The 20,626-nt window shown below is 71.5% G+C and carries 17 protein-coding genes; 2 read left to right on the top strand and 15 right to left on the bottom strand.

From position 1 onward, the window contains the following. Position 1: 1 nt before the first annotated feature. The 10 genes from HH310_RS09130 to HH310_RS09085 all read right to left on the bottom strand — a co-directional run bounded on the left by HH310_RS09130 (position 2) and on the right by HH310_RS09085 (position 12,183). Positions 2–1,099 (bottom strand): methyltransferase domain-containing protein, encoded by a 1,098-nt coding sequence (locus HH310_RS09130; RefSeq protein WP_312033928.1) that lies wholly within the window; start codon positions 1,097–1,099, stop codon positions 2–4. Continuing rightward, on the bottom strand, positions 1,096–2,547 hold the full coding sequence (locus HH310_RS09125) for a phosphotransferase (RefSeq protein ID WP_312033927.1): 1,452 nt from the start codon (positions 2,545–2,547) through the stop codon (positions 1,096–1,098). Before HH310_RS09125 ends, HH310_RS09130 begins: the two co-directional genes overlap by 4 nt. A gap of 1,110 nt (positions 2,548–3,657) precedes the next feature. Continuing rightward, positions 3,658–3,993 carry a TfoX/Sxy family protein gene (locus HH310_RS09120; protein ID WP_169174988.1) on the bottom strand — a complete coding sequence of 112 codons (336 nt, stop codon included), beginning with the start codon at positions 3,991–3,993 and terminating at the stop codon, positions 3,658–3,660. Between the two features lie 13 nt (positions 3,994–4,006). Further along, the gene (gene alc / locus HH310_RS09115) at positions 4,007–4,987 is read right to left on the bottom strand and encodes an allantoicase (protein WP_169174987.1); all 981 of its coding nucleotides are present in this window, start codon (positions 4,985–4,987) and stop codon (positions 4,007–4,009) included. Beyond that, complete coding sequence (gene allB / locus HH310_RS09110; protein WP_169174986.1) at positions 4,987–6,285, bottom strand: allantoinase AllB; 1,299 nt, start codon at positions 6,283–6,285, stop codon at positions 4,987–4,989. The genes alc and allB overlap by 1 nt, the downstream gene beginning before the upstream one ends. A 103-nt stretch (positions 6,286–6,388) precedes the next feature. Then, on the bottom strand, positions 6,389–7,300 hold the full coding sequence (gene sigJ, locus HH310_RS09105; RefSeq protein ID WP_312033926.1) for an RNA polymerase sigma factor SigJ: 912 nt from the start codon (positions 7,298–7,300) through the stop codon (positions 6,389–6,391). Next, positions 7,297–8,595 carry a lipase family protein gene (locus tag HH310_RS09100; RefSeq protein WP_169174985.1) on the bottom strand — a complete coding sequence of 433 codons (1,299 nt, stop codon included), beginning with the start codon at positions 8,593–8,595 and terminating at the stop codon, positions 7,297–7,299. Before HH310_RS09100 ends, sigJ begins: the two co-directional genes overlap by 4 nt. 220 nt (positions 8,596–8,815) lie before the next feature. Beyond that, entirely contained in the window at positions 8,816–9,952 is a 1,137-nt protein-coding gene (locus HH310_RS09095) for a DUF6986 family protein (protein ID WP_169174984.1), read from the bottom strand. Beyond that, complete coding sequence (aceB, locus tag HH310_RS09090) at positions 9,952–11,499, bottom strand: malate synthase A (protein ID WP_169174983.1); 1,548 nt, start codon at positions 11,497–11,499, stop codon at positions 9,952–9,954. Before aceB ends, HH310_RS09095 begins: the two co-directional genes overlap by 1 nt. A 33-nt stretch (positions 11,500–11,532) precedes the next feature. Then, on the bottom strand, positions 11,533–12,183 hold the full coding sequence (locus tag HH310_RS09085) for a TetR/AcrR family transcriptional regulator C-terminal domain-containing protein (RefSeq protein ID WP_312033925.1): 651 nt from the start codon (positions 12,181–12,183) through the stop codon (positions 11,533–11,535). A gap of 66 nt (positions 12,184–12,249) precedes the next feature. Here HH310_RS09085 and HH310_RS09080 point away from each other — a divergent pair, with 66 nt between their 5' ends. Beyond that, positions 12,250–12,663 (top strand): ester cyclase, encoded by a 414-nt coding sequence (locus HH310_RS09080; RefSeq protein ID WP_169174981.1) that lies wholly within the window; start codon positions 12,250–12,252, stop codon positions 12,661–12,663. A 49-nt stretch (positions 12,664–12,712) separates the two neighbouring features. Here the strand turns inward: HH310_RS09080 and HH310_RS09075 are convergent, their stop codons facing one another. The 4 genes from HH310_RS09075 to uraD are packed head-to-tail and all read right to left on the bottom strand — an operon-like array spanning position 12,713 to position 15,783. Next, positions 12,713–14,062 (bottom strand): 8-oxoguanine deaminase, encoded by a 1,350-nt coding sequence (locus HH310_RS09075; RefSeq protein WP_169174980.1) that lies wholly within the window; start codon positions 14,060–14,062, stop codon positions 12,713–12,715. After that, a complete protein-coding gene (pucL, locus tag HH310_RS09070) occupies positions 14,059–14,919 on the bottom strand; it encodes a factor-independent urate hydroxylase (RefSeq protein ID WP_169174979.1) in 861 nt (286 codons plus the stop codon). The genes HH310_RS09075 and pucL overlap by 4 nt, the downstream gene beginning before the upstream one ends. A gap of 5 nt (positions 14,920–14,924) precedes the next feature. Then, positions 14,925–15,287, bottom strand: a complete 363-nt coding sequence (gene uraH / locus HH310_RS09065; protein ID WP_169174978.1) for a hydroxyisourate hydrolase — start codon at positions 15,285–15,287, stop codon at positions 14,925–14,927. Beyond that, positions 15,277–15,783, bottom strand: a complete 507-nt coding sequence (gene uraD / locus HH310_RS09060; RefSeq protein ID WP_169174977.1) for a 2-oxo-4-hydroxy-4-carboxy-5-ureidoimidazoline decarboxylase — start codon at positions 15,781–15,783, stop codon at positions 15,277–15,279. The genes uraH and uraD overlap by 11 nt, the downstream gene beginning before the upstream one ends. Positions 15,784–15,900: 117 nt before the next feature. Between uraD and hrpB the strand changes: the two genes are divergently transcribed. After that, the gene (gene hrpB / locus HH310_RS09055; protein ID WP_312033935.1) at positions 15,901–18,423 is read left to right on the top strand and encodes an ATP-dependent helicase HrpB; all 2,523 of its coding nucleotides are present in this window, start codon (positions 15,901–15,903) and stop codon (positions 18,421–18,423) included. Here the strand turns inward: hrpB and HH310_RS09050 are convergent, their stop codons facing one another. After that, positions 18,424–20,562 (bottom strand): bifunctional diguanylate cyclase/phosphodiesterase, encoded by a 2,139-nt coding sequence (locus HH310_RS09050; protein ID WP_169174976.1) that lies wholly within the window; start codon positions 20,560–20,562, stop codon positions 18,424–18,426. It abuts the gene before it with no gap. Positions 20,563–20,626 lie beyond the last annotated feature (64 nt).

Genomic DNA, 20,626 nt, shown 5'->3' with positions numbered 1-20,626 from the left:
ATCAGCGCGGCAGCTCCCAGTCGGTGGGCACCCAGATCGGTGCGTGCCGGTCGCCGGACAGGGTCAGGCCGACGCGCCAGGCGGTCATCGGCGGGCGGCCCTCGGCCAGCCAGCGGTCCAGGATCGCGACGGCGTCGGTCGCGTACTCGGTGGCCTCGTCGCCGCCGGCCAGCACGGTGCCGTCGGGCAGGATCGCGGCGCCGCCGGTACGGGGTTCGTCGAGGAGCATCAGGCAGGATTGCTCGTGCGGCGGGATCGCGGCGTGCGCGGCGCGGCGGTGCCAGACGCCGGCCGCGTACCAGAGATCGCGGTACGCGGAACCGTCGAGCGGGCCGGCGAAGCGCGGGCCGGTGTAGTCGACGAGTTCCACCATGCTGTCCGCGGCGGCCGGGGCTGGGAACGAGCCGGGGTGCCCGGCCGTCAACGGACCCGCCGCGACCATGAAACCGGACGGCGAGACCACGGACGCGACCACCCGGTCGCCGCGCGCACGGACCGCGAGCACCGGGTGGAAACCCGCGTGCTCCACCGGGGCGATCACCAAACCCTCGGGCGTGAGCTGTGCCAGCCATCGCGGCGAGATCCCGGTGACGCCGACCGTGACGATCACGCGGTCGAAGCGTACGGGAGGGAAGCCGTCGTAGCCGTCGCCCTGCTCGACGCGTACGCCGGAAATCCCGGCCCGGGCAAGCGCGGAGCGCGCCCGGTTCGCCACGTCCTCCTGGACGTCGATGCTGACCACCTCGGCCCCGAGCGCGGCGAGCAGGGCGGCGTTGTAGCCGGTGCCCGCGCCGATCTCCAGGACCCGCTCCCCCGGGTGCACGTCCAGCGCCATGATCATGAGCGCCATCAGCGACGGCTGGCTGGACGAGCTGGTCGGCACCCGGCCGTCCATCTTGGTCACCAGCACGTCGTCGGTGTAGACCGTGGCGAGGAAGTCCTTGTCGGCGGGCAGCACCCAGCTGCCGTCGCGCCGCTGGAAGCCCTCCGGCACGAACGCCTCCCGCGGCACCCGGGCGAAGGCCGCGATCAGCTCCGGCGACAGCTTGACGCCGCTGTGCCGGATCTGCTCGACGAGACGACCGCGCGGACCGCTCACCAATCCACCATAGAGGCGGCGCGTTCGAGCGCGGCCGGAATGTCGTCCGCGTGGTACGGCCATTCGGAAGGTTCGATGGCGTCGAGGAAGGCCGCGTAGACCGCCGCTTCGCGCAGGGCGGCAACGGGACGCAACAGCCGGACGGCCCGGTGCGGGTCGCTGCCGGGCACGGTGCTTTTCCAGCGGTACGCCCATTGATCGGTCAACGGGCCGGGATCGTCCAGGTCGCCCACGAGTCGCAGCAGGTCGAACGCCGGGTGGCCGAGGAAGCTGTCCCCCCAGTCGATGATCGTGCAGCGCCCGGCGGCGTCCGCGCGCACATTGCCGACGTGCAGGTCGCCGTGCACGATCGTGTCCGGGATCCGGCACTCGCGCACGGCGGCCAGCCGCTCCGGCAGCCCGTCGATCAGCTCCCGCAGCCCGTCGATGGTGTCCAGGTACGGGGTGGCGACCTTGGTGAGGTGTTCGGCGCTGAGCCGCCCGTCCGGGATCGTCGCCTCGATCATCTGCCGCCGGTCCTCGTCGGCCAGAAATCGCACGAACTCGGCCTGTACGGGATGCCACGCGGCCAGGACGTGCTCACGCAGCCCGGGCCCGGCGCCGTACGCGTCCTCGCCCGGGACGTGGCGCATCAGGATGCGGCCTTCCTCGCCGGCGACGATGACGTACGGGACCAGGGCGGGCGCGAGTTTCGACACCAGGCGGATGGTTTCGGCTTCGTGCGCGAAGAACTCCGGCACCTGCTTGAGCCAGGCGACCGGGTTACCGCGGGCGTCGTCGAGGCGCCAGACCGCGGAGAGGTTCCAGGTCCGCACCTGGTGGGCGGTGACGAGGTTGCCGAGGACGGTGCGCGCCCAGTCGACCGAGGCCGCGGGTCCGCCGGGGAGGGCGTAGGGCGGGCGGCCGGGCGGGGAGTCGGGGGTGCGCTCCTCTTGGGGTTGCTGCGGTTTGGCCTGGCGGGATGGGGAGGCGCGCTTGCCCGGTGGGAATCCGGCTGGGCGCTTGGGTTTGGGCGGCTGGGTGGGGCGGGCGCTTTGGGGCGGAAGAGTGGGGCGGGCGCTTTGGGGCGGCGCGGTCGGGCGGGCGCTTTGGGGCGGCGCCGTCGGGCGGGCGCTTTGGGGCGGCGCCGTCGGGCGGGCGCTTTGGGGCGGCGCCGTCGGGCGGACACCTTGCTGCGGTGCGGTCGGTCGGATGGCTTGGGGCGGTGCGGCCGCGCGATCGGCCACCCTCATCATGCGCCCGGACAAATCCGATTTTTCGGATATCTGAGCCAAATACGTGACGTGACCACCCGGTGGTCTCGCGCGATCCGCCGCCAGTAATCGCAAGACCTGCACGTCACTGAGCCCCGCCGCCTCGGCGAAGCCGGCGACGTCTTGCCACCAGGGCGTCGGCACCTCGAACGGCGGCAGCTCCCCGATCGGTTCGCCGTCCCCACCGGCAATCACGAGAGTCACTGTGCGCGTCATGACGCCCGCCGAGATCGCGTTACGACCGCGTCCGCGTACTCGCAGCTCATTCCCACGTGGACCATTGTCTCATGACTAGACCCGTGACCACTCGCCCGGGGCCGCGGGCGACGAGCAAAAGGAGATGGCGAGTCGCCGTGGATCGTGCAGCCGGCGCGCGTGAGGCGGCCGGTGTTGAGGCAGAGAAACACCGCAGGCCGCCCACCTCGCATATCCGATATTTCCGGTGACTGTCCTGGACCGGCGACCCGCTGCGCCCGGAGGACGGCGCGAGGCGCGAGGCGGAAGACGGCAGACGGCAGACGGCAGACGGCAGACGGGAGACGGGAGACGCCCATCATGCGGGATGAGCAGCCGCCTGCTGGGACCGGCGACCACATTCCGGACCCGGCGTCCGCGATGTAGGACACCCGTCCACTGTGGAGGACGTTTTGTTCAACAATGTCGCTTTCTCTAACCCGATTTCTCGGCTCGGACGCGAACCTTGGAGAGTTATGGCTCATATGTGGGCGCAACTCTCCAAGGTCTCAAAGTCAGGCCGAAAACGCGGGCCACAAAGCCCGTAAAATGGATAAAACAACCGTCCTATTTGGATGGTTGCCCACGAGGCGGTCAGTGTTTGTCGAATAGCGAGACGACTGCCAGGCGCACGCGACTAAGTGCCAGCTCACCGCTGCGCTTTAACAGGAAAAATCCTGCTTTATGCCCTCAAGCCAGGCGCCGCACGAGCGACAGTCGGCAGACCCGTCATTACCGCCGCCGGGCACGTTAGGTGGCCCCCACGGCAGGCCGCCAGCCACGCATCAGGCCTAGCGGGCTTAGCTCGCCCCACGGCAGGCCGCCGGCTACGCCTCGGGCCTGGCGGGTCAGCTCGCCCCGCAGCAACTCGCCAGCCACGCTTCGGGCTTGACGTGGTCAGCTCGCCCCACGGCAGGTCGCCGACCACGTCTCGGGCCTTACGGGGTCAGCTCGCCCCACGCCAGGTCGCCGACCACGCCTCGGGCCTTACGGGGTCAGCTCGCCCCACGCCAGGTCGCCGACCACGCCTCGGGCCTTACGGGGTCAGCTCGCCCCGCAGCAACTCGCCGGCTACGACCCGGGCTTGGCGGGGAGCGTGCCCACGAAGGCCCGCGCCTCGGCCAGCCAGCCGTCGAGCTCCGGGTCGTCGAGCTGCTCCGGGGCCACCAAAACCCAGCCGCGCATGCCTCGGCCGCCGACCACGAACGGGCGTACGCCCGGCCTGGTCAAGGCTGCCTCGATGGCCTCGGGTGGCAGGCGGACGATCAGCTCGTCGGCGTGGACGCCCACGGTCATGTTGCCGTTGGTCAGGAAGGCCAGGCCGCCGAACATCTTGCGCGCGTGCACGGCGGGGTCCACGTCGAGGCGTTCGTGCAGCCGTTCGGCCAGGTGCTCGTCGTATGCCATGACACATGATGGCTCAGCGGAGCGCGTGCCGGCGGAACTTTTCGTCGAGGAAGCCGGGGGCCGGCCGGCCGTGCAGGCGCAGCCGGGCCATGCCGCCGTCGGGGAAGATGTCGAGGCGTACGTGGGTGGCGACTCGGCCCGGGCGTACCGGGAATCGGTGGGGGGTGTCGGGGAGCAGCGGGGTGCGCGGCAGGATGTCGAACCACTCGTCGGCGTCGGCGCCGCGCACGGAGGCCGAGCTGGGCGCGTTGCCCTTGAAGTAGCTCGTGTCGAGGTCGACGAGGCTGATCTCGCCGGGGGCGGCCAGCTCGACGATCACCCAGTCGTTGTCGTCGTCGCGGCGGCGCGAGGTCTCCCAGCCGTCGCCCATGTGGCGGGCCTGGCCGGGCATGAGCATGTTCTGCGGGTGGCCGTAGAACATGTTGCTGCAACCGGTGATGCGGGCGCCGTGCGCGATGGCGGCCAGATCGAACGTCTCGGGGAGCAGGGTGGGATCGGGGACCGCTTCGCCGTGGATGCGCAGCCGGGCGACGCCGCCGTCCGGATAGATCGTGAGGCGCACGTGGGTGAAGCGGGTCGAATCGTCGACGGGGAAAAGGTTCCGAGTGTCTCCTTTGATAGGACATTTCGGAATCAGCGTCTTCCATCCTGAAATTTCGTGAGAAAGAGGAAAGCCAGACACGGCAGCCGCCTCAATCGACGCGTACGGCGGGAAGTTGCCGGTAAAGAACGCCGTATCAATGTCCACCCCGTGAATCACCCCGGGCGCCCCCAACCGCACAATCGCCACATCTTCCCCGGGTTCGCGACGCCGCCGAGTCTCCCACCCGTCGTACACCTGCCCCTTATGCCCGAACGTACGCGGCGTGAAAACCGGCGGCTCCGGCAACACGAGGTGGTCCGCCGCGGCGAAGAGCTCATCGGTCGCATAAATGACCCCGCCACCAAGCGCCCGCGACGCCAAATCGGGCAGCAGCGTGAACTCGTCAGCCATCACGTGTCCCCTCGCTTCAGCAAGCGACCCCCGGGCCGCGAACCGGTCACTTCACGACCCCGCACCCACGTACTCCGGACGACGCCGTGCAGGGTCCGACCGGCGTACGGGGTGACCTTGTGCCGATGATGCAGCCGCTCCGGATCGACCACGAGCGTCGCCTCCGGATCGAACGCCACCAGATCCGCGTCGGCGCCCACCTCGATCCGCCCTTTGCGCGTGAGCCCCACCAGATCGGCGGGGTTGCGCGACATCCAGCCGACCACATCGGACAGCCGGAAGCCCCGCTCCCGGGCGGCCGTCCACATCACCGGCAGGCCGAGTTGCACCGACGCGATACCACCCCACGCCTGCGCGAAGTCGCCGCGTTTCAGGTCCGGTGTGCACGGCGAGTGGTCGCTCACCACGCACGTGATCACACCGTCGGCCAGCGCCTGCCACAGCCGGTCGGCGTTGCCGGCGTCCCGGATCGGCGGGCAGCATTTGAACTCCGTCGCGCCCGCGGGGATTTCGGCCGCGTCCAAAGTCAGGTAGTGCGGGCAGGTCTCGGCGGTGACGCGTACCGGGAAAGCCTCTTTGATCGTGTCGACCGCGGCGGCTGCCGAGAGATGCAGGATGTGGACGCGCGCCCCCGCTTTCGAGGCCTGCGCGATGGCGGTCCGCACGGCGGCAACCTCGGCTTCTGGCGGCCGCGAGTCCAAAAAATCCCGATATTTCGCGAAATGCGAAGAAGCACGCAGGTGAAGCGGATCCTCGGCATGCACCACGAAGAGCGCCTCAACAGCACCCATAGCCGCACCAAGCTGATCGGCACTCAACGGCGGAAACTCCGGCACCCCCGAGTCGGCAAGAAACGCCTTGAACCCGAAAACTCCCGCTTCCAACATTCCCGACAAGTCGGATAAATGCCCGGGAACCGCCCCGCCCCAAAATCCCACATCAACGTAAACCTGCCCAGCAGCCGCCTTCCGCTTGATCTCCAGCGCATCGACATCCACCGTCGGCGGCAAGCTATTCAGCGGCATGTCCACAATCGTGGTCACCCCACCGGCAGCGGCCGCCCGCGTAGCCGTAGCGAACCCCTCCCACTCCGTCCTCCCCGGCTCATTGACATGCACATGCGTATCGACCAGCCCCGGCAGCAACGCGAGATCCCCGAGGTCACGCTCCTCGTCGGCCGGGATCCGCGCCCCATACTCCCGCACCGCCACGACGACCCCGCGCTCCACGGCGACGGCCACCCCGCGCTCCTCCCCCGCGACGACACCCCGCCGGGACCGCACCACGAGATCAGCCATGCCTAACCATATCCGCGTACGCCGTCGATCCCGCCCCAACCGCACCACGAAGTCCCCCGCCTCCGGCGGCTGCCGCGGCCGGCTCCCCGGCCCCTTGCGCCGATCACCCCCGACCGGCCCCTGCCCACCTCGCGGCGGGCATCTTGTCCGGGTTGGAAATCCACAGCACACCGGCGATCCGGCCGTCCGCGATCTCGAGTGCGCAGACCTGCCATCGCGAACCCCGCCGCACGAGAACGCCCGGTTCCCCGTTGACGTCGACCATCCGGAACGTGGTCCCGGGCCGCTTGGCGATGGTTCCGGCGAACAGCCGCGCCACCTTGTCGGCCCCGGACACCGGTCGCAACGCGGCGCTCACCTTGCCACCGCCGTCCGTCCACAGTGTCACATCGTGGGCGAGCAGCCGCTGCAGTCCGGCCCGGTCCCCGGTGCGCGCCGCGACCAGGAACTGTTCGACCAGGTCGTGGTGGACGCCCGGATCGACCGGAAACCGCGACCGCTCGGCGGCGAGCCGCGCGACGCCACGCCGGTGCAGCTGGCGGGTGTGGTCGGCGCGCAGCCCGAGGATCCCGGCGATCTCCTCGTAGGGCAGTTCGAACGCCTCCCGCAGCACGTACACCCCGCGCTCGGGCGGGGTGAGCTGCTCCATGAGCCGCAGCGTGGCGAGCGACAGGGTGTCCCGTTGCGCCACCGTGTCGGCCGGCCCGGCCTCGTCGGCACGCACCGGCTCGGGCAGCCACGTCCCGACGTACGTCTCGCGCCGCCGGTACACCAGTCGCATGCGGTCGATCGCCAGCCGGGAGACGACCGCGACCAGAAACTGCCGGCTGCCGTGTATCGCCGCATGGTCCACTCCGGACCATCGCAGCCAGGCTTCCTGCACCACGTCCTCGGCGTCGGCGAAGCTGCCGAGCATGCGATAGGCGACACCCAGCAGCACCGGCCGGTGCTGCTGGAACACCCGGGCCGGCGGCTCCGCACCGCCGGCCCGGATCGCGGATGTCGTGTCCCTCACCGTCCCTTGTGCACGTTGAGCCAGGCGATGACGTCGTCCGCCGCGCCGCCGTCCTTGCCGGAGGTCAGCACGCCGTAGTGGTCCTTGCCCGGATACAGGCGGAACTCGGCGGCGCTGCCGGACGCGCGGGCGTTGAGAACCGCCTGCCACGTCACGGCCGGCTTGATCGACGGGTCCTGGTTGCCCTGCAGCAGCAGGATCGGGCCGGCGGTGTTGCGTCGAGGCTCGCTCTGCTCGTCCAGCCAGCTTTGTATCCGCAGCGCGGCCTCGGGTGTCTGCGGGGTGAACTGGTAATCGGTCAGGCCCGCACCGAGGTTCGCGGAGAACTCGGTCCAGATCTCCGCGGTGCACTCCTGCTCGGCCTTGGGCAGCAGGGCCAGCGCCTGCTTACCCAGGTACTGGTCGTATCGGAGGTCGGGATGAACCGTCTTCAGACCGTGCAGGGCGAGCAGATAGAACCCGCGGTCGACCGGTCCGGGTGAGCCGTATTCGTACGCCACCCCCACGTTGGTCACCGGCGACAGTCCCACCGTGCCCCGGAAGTCGAGCCCCTTGCCCCAGCTCGGGGCCAGCTCGCCGGCGGCGAGGGCGGCCTGCCCGCCCTGCGAGTGCCCGACCGCGAACCAGGAGTGCGACAGCGCCGGGTCCGCCTGGATGCCGGCCCGGACCGCGTCGATCACCCCACGGCCTTCACTGTCCGAGACGATGTAGGGATGCTCGCCCGCCGTGCCGAGCCCTTCGTAGTCGGTGGCCGTCACCGCGTACCCGGCCTTGAGCAGCATCGCGACAAACCCGCCGTAGCCGTACAGGTCGACCTTCCCGTCCGCGTCCAGCGCGGTCGAGGGCGCACACCGGTCGATGATCCCGGACGATCCGTGCGCCCAGGAGACCACCGGCCAGCCGTTCTTCGGCGGCTTCCCCTTCGGCGTCAGCAGCGCGCCGCTCACCACGATGGGCGCGCCGCCCAGCGACTGCGACCGGTAGAGAATGCGGTCCGCCCGCGCGGCCACCGACGCGAGCCCCGGGTCAAGGTTCCCGATGGGGGTGGCCGACACCAGCGTCCCGGGCCCACCCGGCCGCCCTGGCGCCGCGGGCACAGCCTGCCGGCCCGGCGTCGGCCCGCCCGGCTGGCCCGGCCCGCCCGGCTGGCCCGATGTCGACCCGCCCGGGAATCCTTCGATCACGTCCGCGGTCCGGGACGCCCCGCTCGCATCCCCATTGCTGACGGCTATCGGTAACGCCACGGCCGTGGCCACGACGGCGACCGCGGCCCGGCGAAGGGTCAAACTTCGCAAAACGGATCCTCTTGCCTTCTCGCCAGCCACCGCAGGGGCTGGGGCGTGCTTCCTGTCGCCGATTGACGAGCGGAAGGGGCCCAGACGTGACAAGGAGCCGGGTGAGGACGGCCACACCTGCACGGCGGCCGAGCGGAGGAGCCAACCGGTCAGGCAGACGAAGGCGTTCCGGGCGCCCGAGGGTAGTTCGCAGGTCAGAAGGCTCAACGGCGCCCCGAAATCAGATGAAGGCCGCGAGGTCGCTTCGGGGGAAGCCCGCGTCGGTCAGCGCACCGCAATCCAGGCCGCGCAGCAAGTAGCCGGCCAGGGCCCGCGCCGTGGCGGGCTCGTCGGCGATGCCGCTCTCCTGGCGGTCGAGGTAGCGCCGCAGCCGCGTCACCGCCGCGTCGCGCCCGTCGCTGAAGAACGCGTAGGTCGCGGCGTACCGCGTCGGGAGCTGCGCCGGGTGCAGGTCCCAGCCCTGGTAGAAGCCCCGCTCCAAGGACCGGCGCACCAACCGGTGGTGCAACTCCCACGCGGCCCGGACCTCGTCGCGCGAGCCGACCGGCAAGACGTTGGTGGAACCGTCGGACAACCGCACGCCGGTCTGCGCGGCCGCCACCTGCATCACCGCCTTGGCGTGGTCGGCCACCGGATGGTCCATCGCCTGATAGGCCGCCGCGACACCGGCCGCGGCGCTGTAGTCATACGTGCCGTAGTGCAGACCGACGCAACGCTCGCCGGCGGCACCGATCAGCCGGGCCACCGTCGCGGTGCCGTCGGCGGCCAGGATCGCGGCGGGCAACTCCACCTGGATCTCGAAACGCAGGGTGCCGGCCGCGAGCCCGTACGCGGTCTCGAGCCGCTCCAGCAACGCGACCATCGCGGAAACCTGGTCGACGCCACTCACCTTCGGCAGGGTGATGTGGAAGGTGTCCTGATAGGACGACAAGAACAGGTCGAGCGTCCGCAGCGCACGACGGCGAGTGGCCGCCTCCAGCGACTTGATCCGCACACCGACGAACGGCGGACGCGGCCCCGCCGCCAACGTCGACGCCGCCTTGCGGACGGCCGCGTCCTCCTGCGCGTCGTCGCGGACGCCATAGCCGTCCTCGAAGTCGACGCGCAGATCCTCGATCGGCTCGTGCTGGAGCTTCCCGCGGATGTCGGCGCCGTCCCACGGGAACTCGTGCTCGTCCATCGCCTTGAGCGCCAGCGCACCCCACTCGCGAAAACCGTCCAGGCGGTCGGCCGCGACGTAGACCGTGTGGATCGGCTGCCGGCCGCCACGCTCCCCCGGGTACCGCGAGCGGAGGAACGCGTCGTGCGCCGCCAGCCGGACGTCGAAGTCGGCGTAGTCGGCGTCGGTGAGCCGCATCAGTCGATCGAGTCGTATGCCGCGGTGGTCAGGAAGTCGGCGAAGTCGTCGGCGAGCGCCACCCGCTCGAAGAGCTTGCGCGCGTCGTCGAACCGGCCGGCCGCCCACGCCTCGTCGCCGATGGTGCCGCGAATCTTCGCGAGCTCCTCGTCCTCGATGCGGCCCACGAGATCCGCGGTGATGTCGGTGCCGTCGTCGAGGCGGACGGCGTTGTGGATCCACTGCCACACCTGGGATCGGGAGATCTCGGCGGTCGCCGCGTCCTCCATGAGGTTGTTGATCGCCACAGCCCCGTTGCCGCGCAGCCAGGCCTCCAGGTATTGCAGACCGACCGACACGTCGTTGCGCAGCCCGGCCTCTGTGACCGCGCCCTCGGTGGCCGCCACGTTGAGCAGGTCGGCCGCCGTCACCGACACGTCGGGCCGCTGCTTGCCGAGCTGGTTGGGCTGGTCGCCGAGCACCCGGTCGAAGATCTCCTGGCAGACCGGGACCAGGTCGGGGTGCGCCACCCAGGAGCCGTCGAACCCGTCGCCGGCCTCGCGCTCCTTGTCCTCCCGGACCTTGGCCAGCGCGATCTCGTTGACCTGCGGGTCACGACGGCTGGGGATGAACGCGGCCATGCCGCCCATCGCGAACGCGCCGCGGCGATGACAGGTGGAGACGAGCAGCTCGGTATAGGCCCGCATGAACGGCGCGGTCATCGTCACCGAGGCGCGGTCCGGCAGGATCATCGACGGGTTGTCGCGGAAATACTTGATGATGCTGAACAAGTAATCCCAGCGGCCCGCGTTCAGCCCGGAGATGTGCGGGCGCAACGCGTAGAGGATCTCCTCCATCTCGAACGCCGCCGGAATGGTCTCGATCAGCACTGTCGCGCGGATGGTGCCGACCGGGATGCCGAGCGTCTCCTGGGCGTGCGTGAAAACGTCGTTCCACAGCTCGGCCTCCTTGTGCGACTCCATCTTGGGCAGATAGAGATAAGGTCCGCTGCCGCGCGACAGCAGCTCTGCCGCGTTGTGGAAGAAGTAGAGACCGAAGTCGACCAGGGCGCCGACCGCCGGCTCGCCGTCGACTGGAAGGTGCCGCTCGTCGAGATGCCAGCCGCGCGGGCGCATCACGATGGTCGGGTATGGTCCGCCGTTCAGCTCGTACGTCTTCTGCGGGGTCTCCAGCGTGATCGTGCGCCGGATCGCGTCGAACAGGTTCTGCTGGCCGTCCACCACGTTCGACCAGTGCGGGGTGTTCGCGTCCTCCAGGTCGGCCAGCCACACCTTGGCGCCCGAGTTGAGCGCGTTGATCGTCATCTTGCGCTCGGTGGGGCCGGTGATCTCGACGCGCCGGTCGCGCAGGTCGGCGGGGGCGGGTGGCGCGGACCACTCGGCGGCGCGGATCTCGGCCGTCTCGCTCAGGAAGCCGAGCGTGCCGCCGGCGGCGATCGCCTCGCGGCGGGCCGTGCGGGCCCGGAGAAGCTCGTTGCGCCGCGGCCGGAATCGCCTGTTCAAGTCGGCGACGAATGCCACGGCCTCGTCGGACAGGATCTCGGTCATCGCGACGCTCCAATCGGTTCGGCTTCCCTCAACCTAGTGGAGCGGGCGGGTTCCGTCCCGGCGACCGTCGCCGCCTGTGGATAACTCGTCGAAGCCGGTCAGCATGGCCGCCACCGCGTACCGGAACCGGTCGTAGTCGTCGGCTCCCGCCCCCGACCGGACGGCCGCGACCATCAGCGGATGTCGATCCGGATCCACCTCCGGCGAGCTGTCCGGACCGATCGCGACCTCGGCCGACGTGTGGCCGATGACGAACAACGTCAGGGCGTTCAGCGAGTCGAGAGCACGACCCAGCGGGAACCCGGCGTCGACCAGGAGCCGCAGCATCTCCTCCACGGCGTCCAGAGTGGCCTGCGTCACGACCGGGCGGACGATCACCGGCAACACCGCGGGATGCTCCAGCAGCGTCGAGCGCAGCCGTTCGGCGTACGAGGAAAGCGCCTCCCGCCAGGTGCCACCGATGCTGTATGCGGTGGTGAAGATCCGCTCGACCAGGCCATCGACAAGTGCCGTTTTGTTCGGCACATAGTGATAAAGCGTCATCGCCTCGACACCGAGCTCCGCGCCGAGCCGCCGCATGGTCAATCCGGCGAGTCCCTCCCGGTCGGCGAGCGCGAGAGCGGCGTCCAGGACCTGATCGCGGGTGAGCCCGGCCCGGACCCCGCGGGTTCGCTTCGCGGCCACACAACCCCCTTGACGATTCTTACGGCGTAAATATACGCTCATGCCGTGGAAACTTACGATGTAAGAATGAACAAGAAGGTCGTCGAGGGCTTCTTCGCCGCGGTCAACGAGCGCCGCTTCGCGGACTGGCCCGACTACATGGCCGCCGATGTCATCGACCACAACAAGGTGATCTACGGCGAGGCGGACGAACCGGGCGCGGCGTTCGAGGGCTTCCGGCAGCAGCTCGCGGCGTTCGGCGAGGGCTCGATGGAACCGCGGCAACTCATCGCGGAGGGCGACACGGTCGTGGCCCGGCTGGTCGTGCGGGGGCGGCACACCGGCGCCCACCCGCGGATGCCCGAGCCGACCGGCCGCACCTTCGAGGTCGAGCAGATCTGGATCTTCGAGGTGCGCGACGGCAAGATCGCCGAGATCCGCGCCGTCTCCGACCGCTTAGGCATGTTCCTGCAGCTCGGCTGGGACTTCCCGAGCGCCTGACGGGACGTCCTAGCGCCTGACGGGACTTCCTAGCGCTTGATGGGGCTTCCTAGCGCCTGAGCAGACGGCGATGCGCCCGGCGGGCCTGCCGGGCCAGCGCTTCCTCATCGGCATTGACCAGCTCACCGTGCTGAACGATCGGCACCCCACCGACCAGCGACAGCTCGACGGTGGTCGGCGGCCCGAACACCAGCGCCGCGAGCCTGTCGTCGATGCCGTCGTGGGCCAGCCCGTCCAGCCGCCACATGACCAGGTCACCGAGCTTGCCGGTCTGCAGCGAGCCGATCTCGTCCGCGCGACCCAGGCATCGCGCGCCCCCGATGGTCCCCAACCGCAGCGCCCCGGCCGCGCTCATCGTGCCCGGACCGCCGCGCTGGCGCGCCGTATACAGCGCCTGCCGCAGCTCGGCGCCCAGCTGGGACACCTCCTGCGAGGCCGGACCGTCCACCCCCAGGCCCACCGGCACACCCTGATCGAGCAGCTCACGCACCCGGGCCGAGCCGGTGCCCAGCCGCGCGTTCGAACTCGGGCAGTGCGCCACGCCGGTGCCGGTCGCCGCCAGCCGGGCGATCGCCGAGTCGGACAGGTGCACGCCGTGCGCCAGCCAGACGTCCGCGCCGAGCCAGCCGACGCGTTCCGCGTACTCGATCGGGGTGCAGCCGAACCGCTGCAGGCAGAAGCCCTCCTCGTCGTCGGTCTCGGCGAGATGCGTGTGTAATCGCACGCCTTTACGGCGGGCCAGCGCCGCGGCCTCGCTCATCAGCTTCGACGTCACCGAGAACGGCGAGCAGGGCGCCACCGCGACGCGCAGCATGCTCGCCGGCGACGGGTCGTGCCAGCGGTCGATCGCGGCCTCGGTCGCGGCCAGGGCCTCGTCGGTCTCCTCGACCACATTGTCCGGCGGGAGGCCGCCGTCGCGCCGGCCGAGATCCATCGAGCCGCGCGCCGGGTGGAACCGCACCCCGATCGTGCGGGCCGCCTCGATCTCGGCCGCCAGCACGTCGCCGCCGTCGCGCGGGAAGACGTAGTGATGATCCATGCTGGTCGTGCAGCCGGAGAGCGCCAGCCAGCCGAGCCCGGCACCGGCCGCGGCCCCGACGATCTCGGCGTCCAGCCGGCCCCAGATCGGGTACAGCTCGGTGAGCCAGCCGAACAACGTCTTGTCCAGCGCGAGCCCCCGGGTCACCCACTGATAGAGGTGGTGATGCGTGTTGATCAGACCGGGCGTGACCAGGCAGCCGGTGCCGTCGATCCGCCGCACCGAGCCCGGATAGCGGCCCGCGTGCCCCGGACCGACCGCGACGATGCGCCCGTCGTCGCCCACCACGACGTGGCCGTCGCCGTAATACGTGTCGTCCGGGTCGGCGGTGGCGACCGCGGCGTTCTCGATGAGGATCACAGATACCACTCCGTCAGCGGTGGTGGTACGTCGTCGCGGGTCACCGTGCCCTCGATCAACCCGTACGGACGGTCGCCCACGATGAAGACCTCATTGTCGTTGTCCAGATCGAACGGCGACAGGTCGACGAGGTAGTGATGCTTGTTCGGCAGGGCGAGCCGGATCTCGGCGATCTCCGGCCGGGTCTGCAACACCCGTGAGCCCATCGACATCAGCGTCTGCTGAAGCGAATAGCTGTACGTATTCACGAATGCCGCGACCAGCGCGTCCACCGCGGCGGTGAACGACTTGCCCCAGTCGTCGTCGGCGCCCAGATGCCGCCAGCGCGCGTCGACAGCGGTGGCCAGAATGCGGTCGTCGGTCTCCGGGAGCGTCGTGTATTCGTCGCGGACGAAGCCGTGGAACTCCGACGCGGTCGCGTTCAGCAGGACCAGGCCGGTCACCCCGGAGACGACCTGCATCTCCTCCGCGGTGACGGTGACCGTCGCGGTCCGCGTCTGCGCACCCGAACGCTGGAACGAATAAGGTCCGAGGCGATCCCAGCCGTACGACTCGACGCCCACCGTGGCGGCCCGCACCTGTGGCTGACTGTCCACGAAGTGCCGGGCCAGCAGCAGCGCGAACTCCTCGGGCTCGCCGACCCCGTGCTGCTTCGCGAAGGCGTACACCGTGTTCTTCATGGTGTCGGTGGGCAGCACGCCGGCGTTGTCGCCGGTGAGGTGGGTGGCGGCGAGGTCGCCGGAGAGCGCCACGCTGACGTTGAAATCGGCGAGCCGGCGCGTCTCACCGTCGCGCGACACCCGCAGCAGCCGAGTCTCCGCCTTGCCGTAGCGGTTCGGTCCCAGCACGATCGACACGCTCGTCAGCTCCCTCGATAGGTCGTGTAGCCGTACCGGCTGAGCAGCAGCGGTACGTGGTAGTGCCGTTCCGGGTCGTGCACGTGGAAGGCGACCGTGACCTCCGGGAAGAAGGCGTCGTCGCCCAGATAGGGCTCCACGTAGAAGAAGAGCCGATAACCGCCGGCCTGCCACTCGTGCAGCGGCACCCGATAGCGCAGGCGGCCGTCCTGGTCGGTGCGGCCCTCGGCGATCATGCGCCAGCCGCCCGAGTCGCGCCGCTCCAGCCGCACGTAGACGTCACGCGCCGGCTCGCCCTTGACCGTGTCGAGGATGTGCGTGGAGATCCGCGCGTGGAACTCGGCCTCGGTGCCGCTGTCAGAGGGCATCGAGCACCCGTTCCAGCCGCCGCAGCGCGATCTTGCGAAGTTCGCCCGCCACGATCGCCCGCTCGGCCGCCTCGTCGTTGCCGAGCCGCGCCCGCGCCGCCGCGAGGATCTCCGCCTGCGTCCGCCCGCTCGCGAAGATCAAAAACACGTGACCGAACTTCTCCTCGTACGCCCGGTTGACCTCGACCAGCGCGGCCCGGCTCGCGTCGTCCGCCGTGCCGGCCGCCGTGGACTGCTCGCCCCGCGACCAGCCGGCCTCGGTCGAGCCGCCGGTCGCGCGCTCCCCGATCCGCGGATGCGCGGACAATGCGGTCAGCACGTCGGGCCAGCTCAGGCGTCGCGCGGCGTGGTCGGCGGCGGTGACGATCCCGGATCTCTCGCGGTACGGGCGTTTCGCGACGATCTCGGCACCCCAGCTCGGTGCCGCGCAACAGGCCAGGAGATCTTCCTCGAGGCGTACCGCGGGAAGGCTGTTGAAGGTCTCGACGGCGTCCATGCCGGCTCTCCTTCCTGGTATCGATCAGTCAAGCAGGCCGTCACCGGCGGTGGCGACGTTTTCCGACACCCTGCCACGGGGGTCCGACAAAAACCCGGCAGGATTGGTCCCGTGCTGATCGCCGACGACGCGTTGCCCGACCTGCCGATCCGGCCCGTGCTGCCCCGGGTCCGGGCCGCGCTGGCCGAGGCCGGTTCATCGGTGCTGGTCGCGCCGCCGGGCACCGGAAAGACCACGCTGGTGCCGCTCGCGCTGGCCGGCGCGGGCGGTCGTGTCGTGGTCGCCGAGCCCCGCCGGATCGCGGCCCGGGCGGCGGCCCGGCGGATGGCCGCCCTGCTGGGCGAGCGCGTCGGCGCCCGGGTGGGCTACACGGTGCGCGGCGACCGCCAGGTCTCCCGCGAGACGGTGGTCGAGGTGGTCACCACCGGCGTCCTGGTGCGGCGTCTGCAGAGAGACCCCGAGCTTGCCGGTACGCCTATGGTCGTCCTCGACGAGTGCCACGAGCGACACCTGGACACCGACCTGGCCCTCGCCTTCCTGACCGAGGTGCGCGCCACGCTGCGGCCGGATCTCGGGCTGCTGGCCACGTCCGCGACGGCCGACGCGCAGCGGCTCGCGAGCATCGTCGGCGGCGCGGTCGTGACCGCCGAGGCCCGGATGTTCCCGGTCGAGGTGCACTGGGCTCCACCCACCGGCCCGATCACGCCGCCGCTGGGCCTGCGCGTCGATCCGCGCCTGCTCGACCACGTGGCGGCGACGACCCGGCGGGCGCTGGCCGACGGCGACGGCGACGTGCTGGTGTTCCTGCCCGGCGCGCGCGAGATCGACGCGGTCGCGACCCTGCTCGGCGGGGTCGACGCCGAGGTGCTGCGCTTGCACGGCCGTCAGCCAGGGTCCATTCAGGACGCCGCGCTGCGGGCCGGGCCGCGCCGCCGGGTGGTGCTGTCGACGTCGGTGGCGGAGAGCAGCCTCACCGTGCCGGGCGTGCGCGCGGTGGTCGACGCCGGGCTGAGCCGGGTGCCCCGGATGGATTTCGCCCGCGGCCTGGGCGCCCTGGTCACGGTGCCGGTGTCGCGCGCCGCGGCGGTGCAGCGCGCGGGCCGGGCCGGCCGTGAGGCGCCGGGCCGCGTCTATCGGTGCTGGTCGCAGGCCCAGCATGATCGGCTGGCGGCCCAGCCCGAGCCGGAGATCGCCGCCGCCGACCTGACCGGCTTCGTGCTCGACCTGGCGTTGTGGGGCCATCCGGACGGCACCGGCCTGGCCCTGCCCGACCCGCCGCCGGCCGGCGCGCTGCAGACGGCGACGGCCACGCTGCGCGACCTGGGCGCGCTGTCCGCCGACGGCCGGGTGACGCCGCGCGGGCGGGTCCTGGCCGACGCGGGTCTGCATCCGCGCCTGGCCCGGGCGCTGCTCGACGGCGCACCCCTGGTCGGCGACCGCCGGGCCGCCGAGATCGTCGCGTTGCTCGACGCCGACACCGCCGCCTCCGATGATGTGGTCGCCGCGTGGCGCCGCGCACGCAGCGACCCCGCGTGGCGCTCCGAGGTCCGCCGCCTGACGGCGGCACTCTCCCGCGGCCTGCTCGAGGCGGCGGACGACGGCTCGGACGGGGAACCGCCGCGGAGCGCGCGCGGCCACGGCGACCAACGACCTGCCCGGCCTGCCGACGACCTCGCGGCCGGGCTGGTCGTCGGGCTCGCCTATCCCGAGCGGGTCGCGCGCGCCCGCGCGGCCGGTGCGCGCGAATACCTCATGGCGGGCGGAACGGCCGCCGAGCTGCCGGCCGGCACCGGGCTCGCCGGGGTCGAGTGGCTGGCCATCGCGGACGCCGACCGGGCCGCCGGGGCGCGCACCGCCCGCATCCGGGCCGCCGCGCCGCTCGACGAGGCCACCGCCCGGGAGGTGGCCGCGACGCTGTTCACCGACGGCACCGAGATCGCCTGGATGGACGGTGACGTCGTCGCCCGCTCGGTGAGCCGGCTCGGGGCGATCACGCTGACCGAGCGCCGGCTGACCGACCCCGACCCGCGGCAGGTCCGGGCCGCGCTGCGCGACGGGCTGCGGCGGGAAGGGCTCGACCTGCTCACGTGGAGCCGGACGGCGACCGAGTTGCGGCAGCGGCTGGCGTTCGCGCACGCGGCCCTCGGCGACCCCTGGCCCGACATGTCCGACACGGCGCTGCTGGACCGCATCGACGACTGGCTCGACCTGGGCCACGCCCGCCGCCGCGCCGACCTGGCCAAGGCCGACGTGGCGAGCGGCCTGCGCCGTCTGCTGCCGTGGTCGGTGGCCGGCCGCCTCGACGAGGTCGCGCCGGAACGGCTGCCGGTACCGAGCGGCTCACGGGTCCGGGTGGACTATTCGGACCCGGCCGCGCCGGTGCTGGCCGTGAAGGTGCAGGAGGCCTTCGGCTGGCGGGACGCGCCGCGGCTGGCCGGCGGAAAGACCCCGGTCCGGCTGCACCTGCTCTCCCCGGCCGGCCGGCCGGTGGCGGTCACCAGCGACCTGGCGTCGTTCTGGCAGCAGGGCTACCCGCAGGTCCGCGCCGAACTCCGCGGCCGCTACCCCCGGCACCCCTGGCCCGAGGACCCGGCCACCGCCGTGCCCACCCGCCGCACCAACCCGCGCGGCAAAAGCTGATCATCCGGTGTGCACCGAGTCGAGATCGGTCGGCTGCGGCGGGACGAACGGCGGCAACGGGCCGGGCTGGCCGAACAGATAACCCTGCCCCAGCGGGCACCCCACCTCCGCCATCGCCGCCGCCCGGGTCGCCGTCTCGATGCCCTCGGCCACCACCGTGATGTTCAAGTCCTCGCAGATGGCCAGCACCGAGCGGCACAACGCCGCCGCCCGCTCCGGTGCCACGTCCACGTCGGTCAGCTTCGCGTCGAGCTTCACGATGTCGACCGGCAGCGAATGCAACTGGACCAGCGCGTTGAATCCGCTCCCGAAGTCGTCCAGCGCCACCCGTACGCCCAAGGAGCGCAACCGGCCCGCCACCTCGGCCGCACCGGTCAGATCGGGAATCCGCCGGGTCTCGGTGATCTCCACGACCAGCCGGGAGGCGGGCACGCCGTGCCGGGTCAGCGCCGCGCTGATGCCCTCGAACAGGCCGTCCTGACCCAGCCGGGCCGCCGACACGTTGACGTGCACGTCGATCGGCCGCCCGTACCCGGCGGCCAGCGCCCCCGCATCCGCGCACGCTTGATCCAGCACGAAGTCGTCGATCGCCCCGACCAGGCCACTTCGCTCGGCCACCGTCACGAACACGTCCGGATGGACCGGCCCGGCCACCGGCGACGTCCACCGGGCCAGCGCCTCGACCGCCGTCGTCTGCCCGTCCGACAACCGCACGATCGGCTGGTAGTGCACCTCGAAGCCGGCCGCCCGCGGGTCACCGCCGCCGGACAGCGCCTGGGCCAGCAGATGTGGCAGATCCGCGTTCGAGTCGCCGTCGTTGCCGCCCGCATAGCGAGCCATCGCACCCTTGCCGCGCCTCTTCCCGGCGTACATGGCGGCATCCGCCCGGCGCAGCAACGCGTCGGCCGAGAGCTGCTCGCCGGGCTCGGGCACCACCAGGCCGATGCTGGCGCCCACCCGGATGCTGTGCCCGTCGATCAGGAACGGCTTGCCCAGCGCGGCCAGCATCCGCAGCCCGACCGGTTCCGCGTCGCCGGGGCGGTGGTCGAGCACCACCGCGAACTCGTCGCCGCCGAGCCGGGCCACCATGTCGTCGGGGGCGACGCAGCCGCGCAGCCGGTCCGCGATCGCGTGCAGCACCCGGTCGCCCATCGCGTGCCCGTAGCTGTCGTTGATCAGTTTGAAGTCGTCGAGGTCGGCGAACAGGACCGCGACCGGCCGCTGCGCCTCGATCGCCGCGACCAGCCGCTCGCGGAACAACGCCCGGTTCGCCAGCCCGGTCAGCGGATCATGGTATGCCTGATGGTGCAGCCGCCGTTGCCCTTCCGACACCCGGTCGAGCAGCACCGTGTTGTCCACGATGGTGAACATCTGCCGGGCCACCACCAGACCAAGACCGAGCCATCCCAGGTACGCCTCGAAGGGCGAGAGCGGGTGGCGCCCCGGCCCGGTGGAGATCGCGATGACCACCCCGGTGGCGGTCACCGGCACGTACGGCAGCAGCAGGTGCAGCCAGTCCCGTTCGGCCGGCACCTCGGTCTCGCCGGCGACCCCGGGCCGGCTCAGCGCCGCGAGCGCCAGAAACAGCGGCCCCAGCAGGTAACCGGCCCACGCGCCGGGCAGCTCGAACAACCGCAGCGTGTCGGCCACGCCGAAGGACAGCACCGCCAGCCCGCCCAGCCGCAGCGGCACCCGGGCCACCGGCGCGTCCGGCCGGGTCAGCAGCAGGAGAACGACCATGGTGAGCAGGACCAGGTCGGCGATCGGGTACGCGGCGGCCAGCCCGGGACGCAGCACCCGCTCGGGCAGCACCGTGCACAGCAACGCCAGCAGCGACCCGGCGATCAGCACACTGTCGATGACCAGCGCGACCTGGTCGCGCAGCGGCGAGTTCGGCACCGAGCGCAGCCTCGCGTACGGGACCTGCAGCAGCGCCAGCAGCAGGCAGGCGGGCAGCACGAGCAGGACGGCGGCGGGCAGCGCGAGGTGCGCCACGGCCCATCCGGCCAGGCCGGCGCCGGCGAACAGCCGCCACCGGCGCGGTATCCCCGCGCGCCCGCGCGCCGCCACGAAACAGATCGCGGCCGCGGCCGTCCCGGCGATGAGTGGTCCGGTGTCCCCCGGGACCAGCGCCGTCATGATCACCACCCGCGTGTCAGCCGCGGGCCACCCCTAGATCCGCGACCGAAGTAACCTACCGCAG

It is taken from the genome of Actinoplanes sp. TBRC 11911 (genome assembly GCF_012933445.1).
GTDB lineage: Bacteria > Actinomycetota > Actinomycetes > Mycobacteriales > Micromonosporaceae > Actinoplanes.
The sequence above is the reverse complement of the archived record's forward strand: the minus strand, read 5'-3'. Positions and strand labels throughout refer to the sequence as shown.

Coding starts and splice junctions, on each gene's coding strand:
- HH310_RS09120 (WP_169174988.1), bottom strand. CDS start 3,993: ATGGCATACGACGAGCACCTGGCCGAACGGCTGCACGAACGCCTCGAC.
- alc (WP_169174987.1), bottom strand. CDS start 4,987: ATGGCTGACGAGTTCACGCTGCTGCCCGATTTGGCGTCGCGGGCGCTT.
- allB (WP_169174986.1), bottom strand. CDS start 6,285: ATGGCTGATCTCGTGGTGCGGTCCCGGCGGGGTGTCGTCGCGGGGGAG.
- HH310_RS09095 (WP_169174984.1), bottom strand. CDS start 9,952: ATGCGGCTCACCGACGCCGACTACGCCGACTTCGACGTCCGGCTGGCG.
- aceB (WP_169174983.1), bottom strand. CDS start 11,499: ATGACCGAGATCCTGTCCGACGAGGCCGTGGCATTCGTCGCCGACTTG.
- HH310_RS09080 (WP_169174981.1), top strand. CDS start 12,250: ATGAACAAGAAGGTCGTCGAGGGCTTCTTCGCCGCGGTCAACGAGCGC.
- uraH (WP_169174978.1), bottom strand. CDS start 15,287: ATGCCCTCTGACAGCGGCACCGAGGCCGAGTTCCACGCGCGGATCTCC.
- uraD (WP_169174977.1), bottom strand. CDS start 15,783: ATGGACGCCGTCGAGACCTTCAACAGCCTTCCCGCGGTACGCCTCGAG.
- HH310_RS09050 (WP_169174976.1), bottom strand. CDS start 20,562: ATGACGGCGCTGGTCCCGGGGGACACCGGACCACTCATCGCCGGGACG.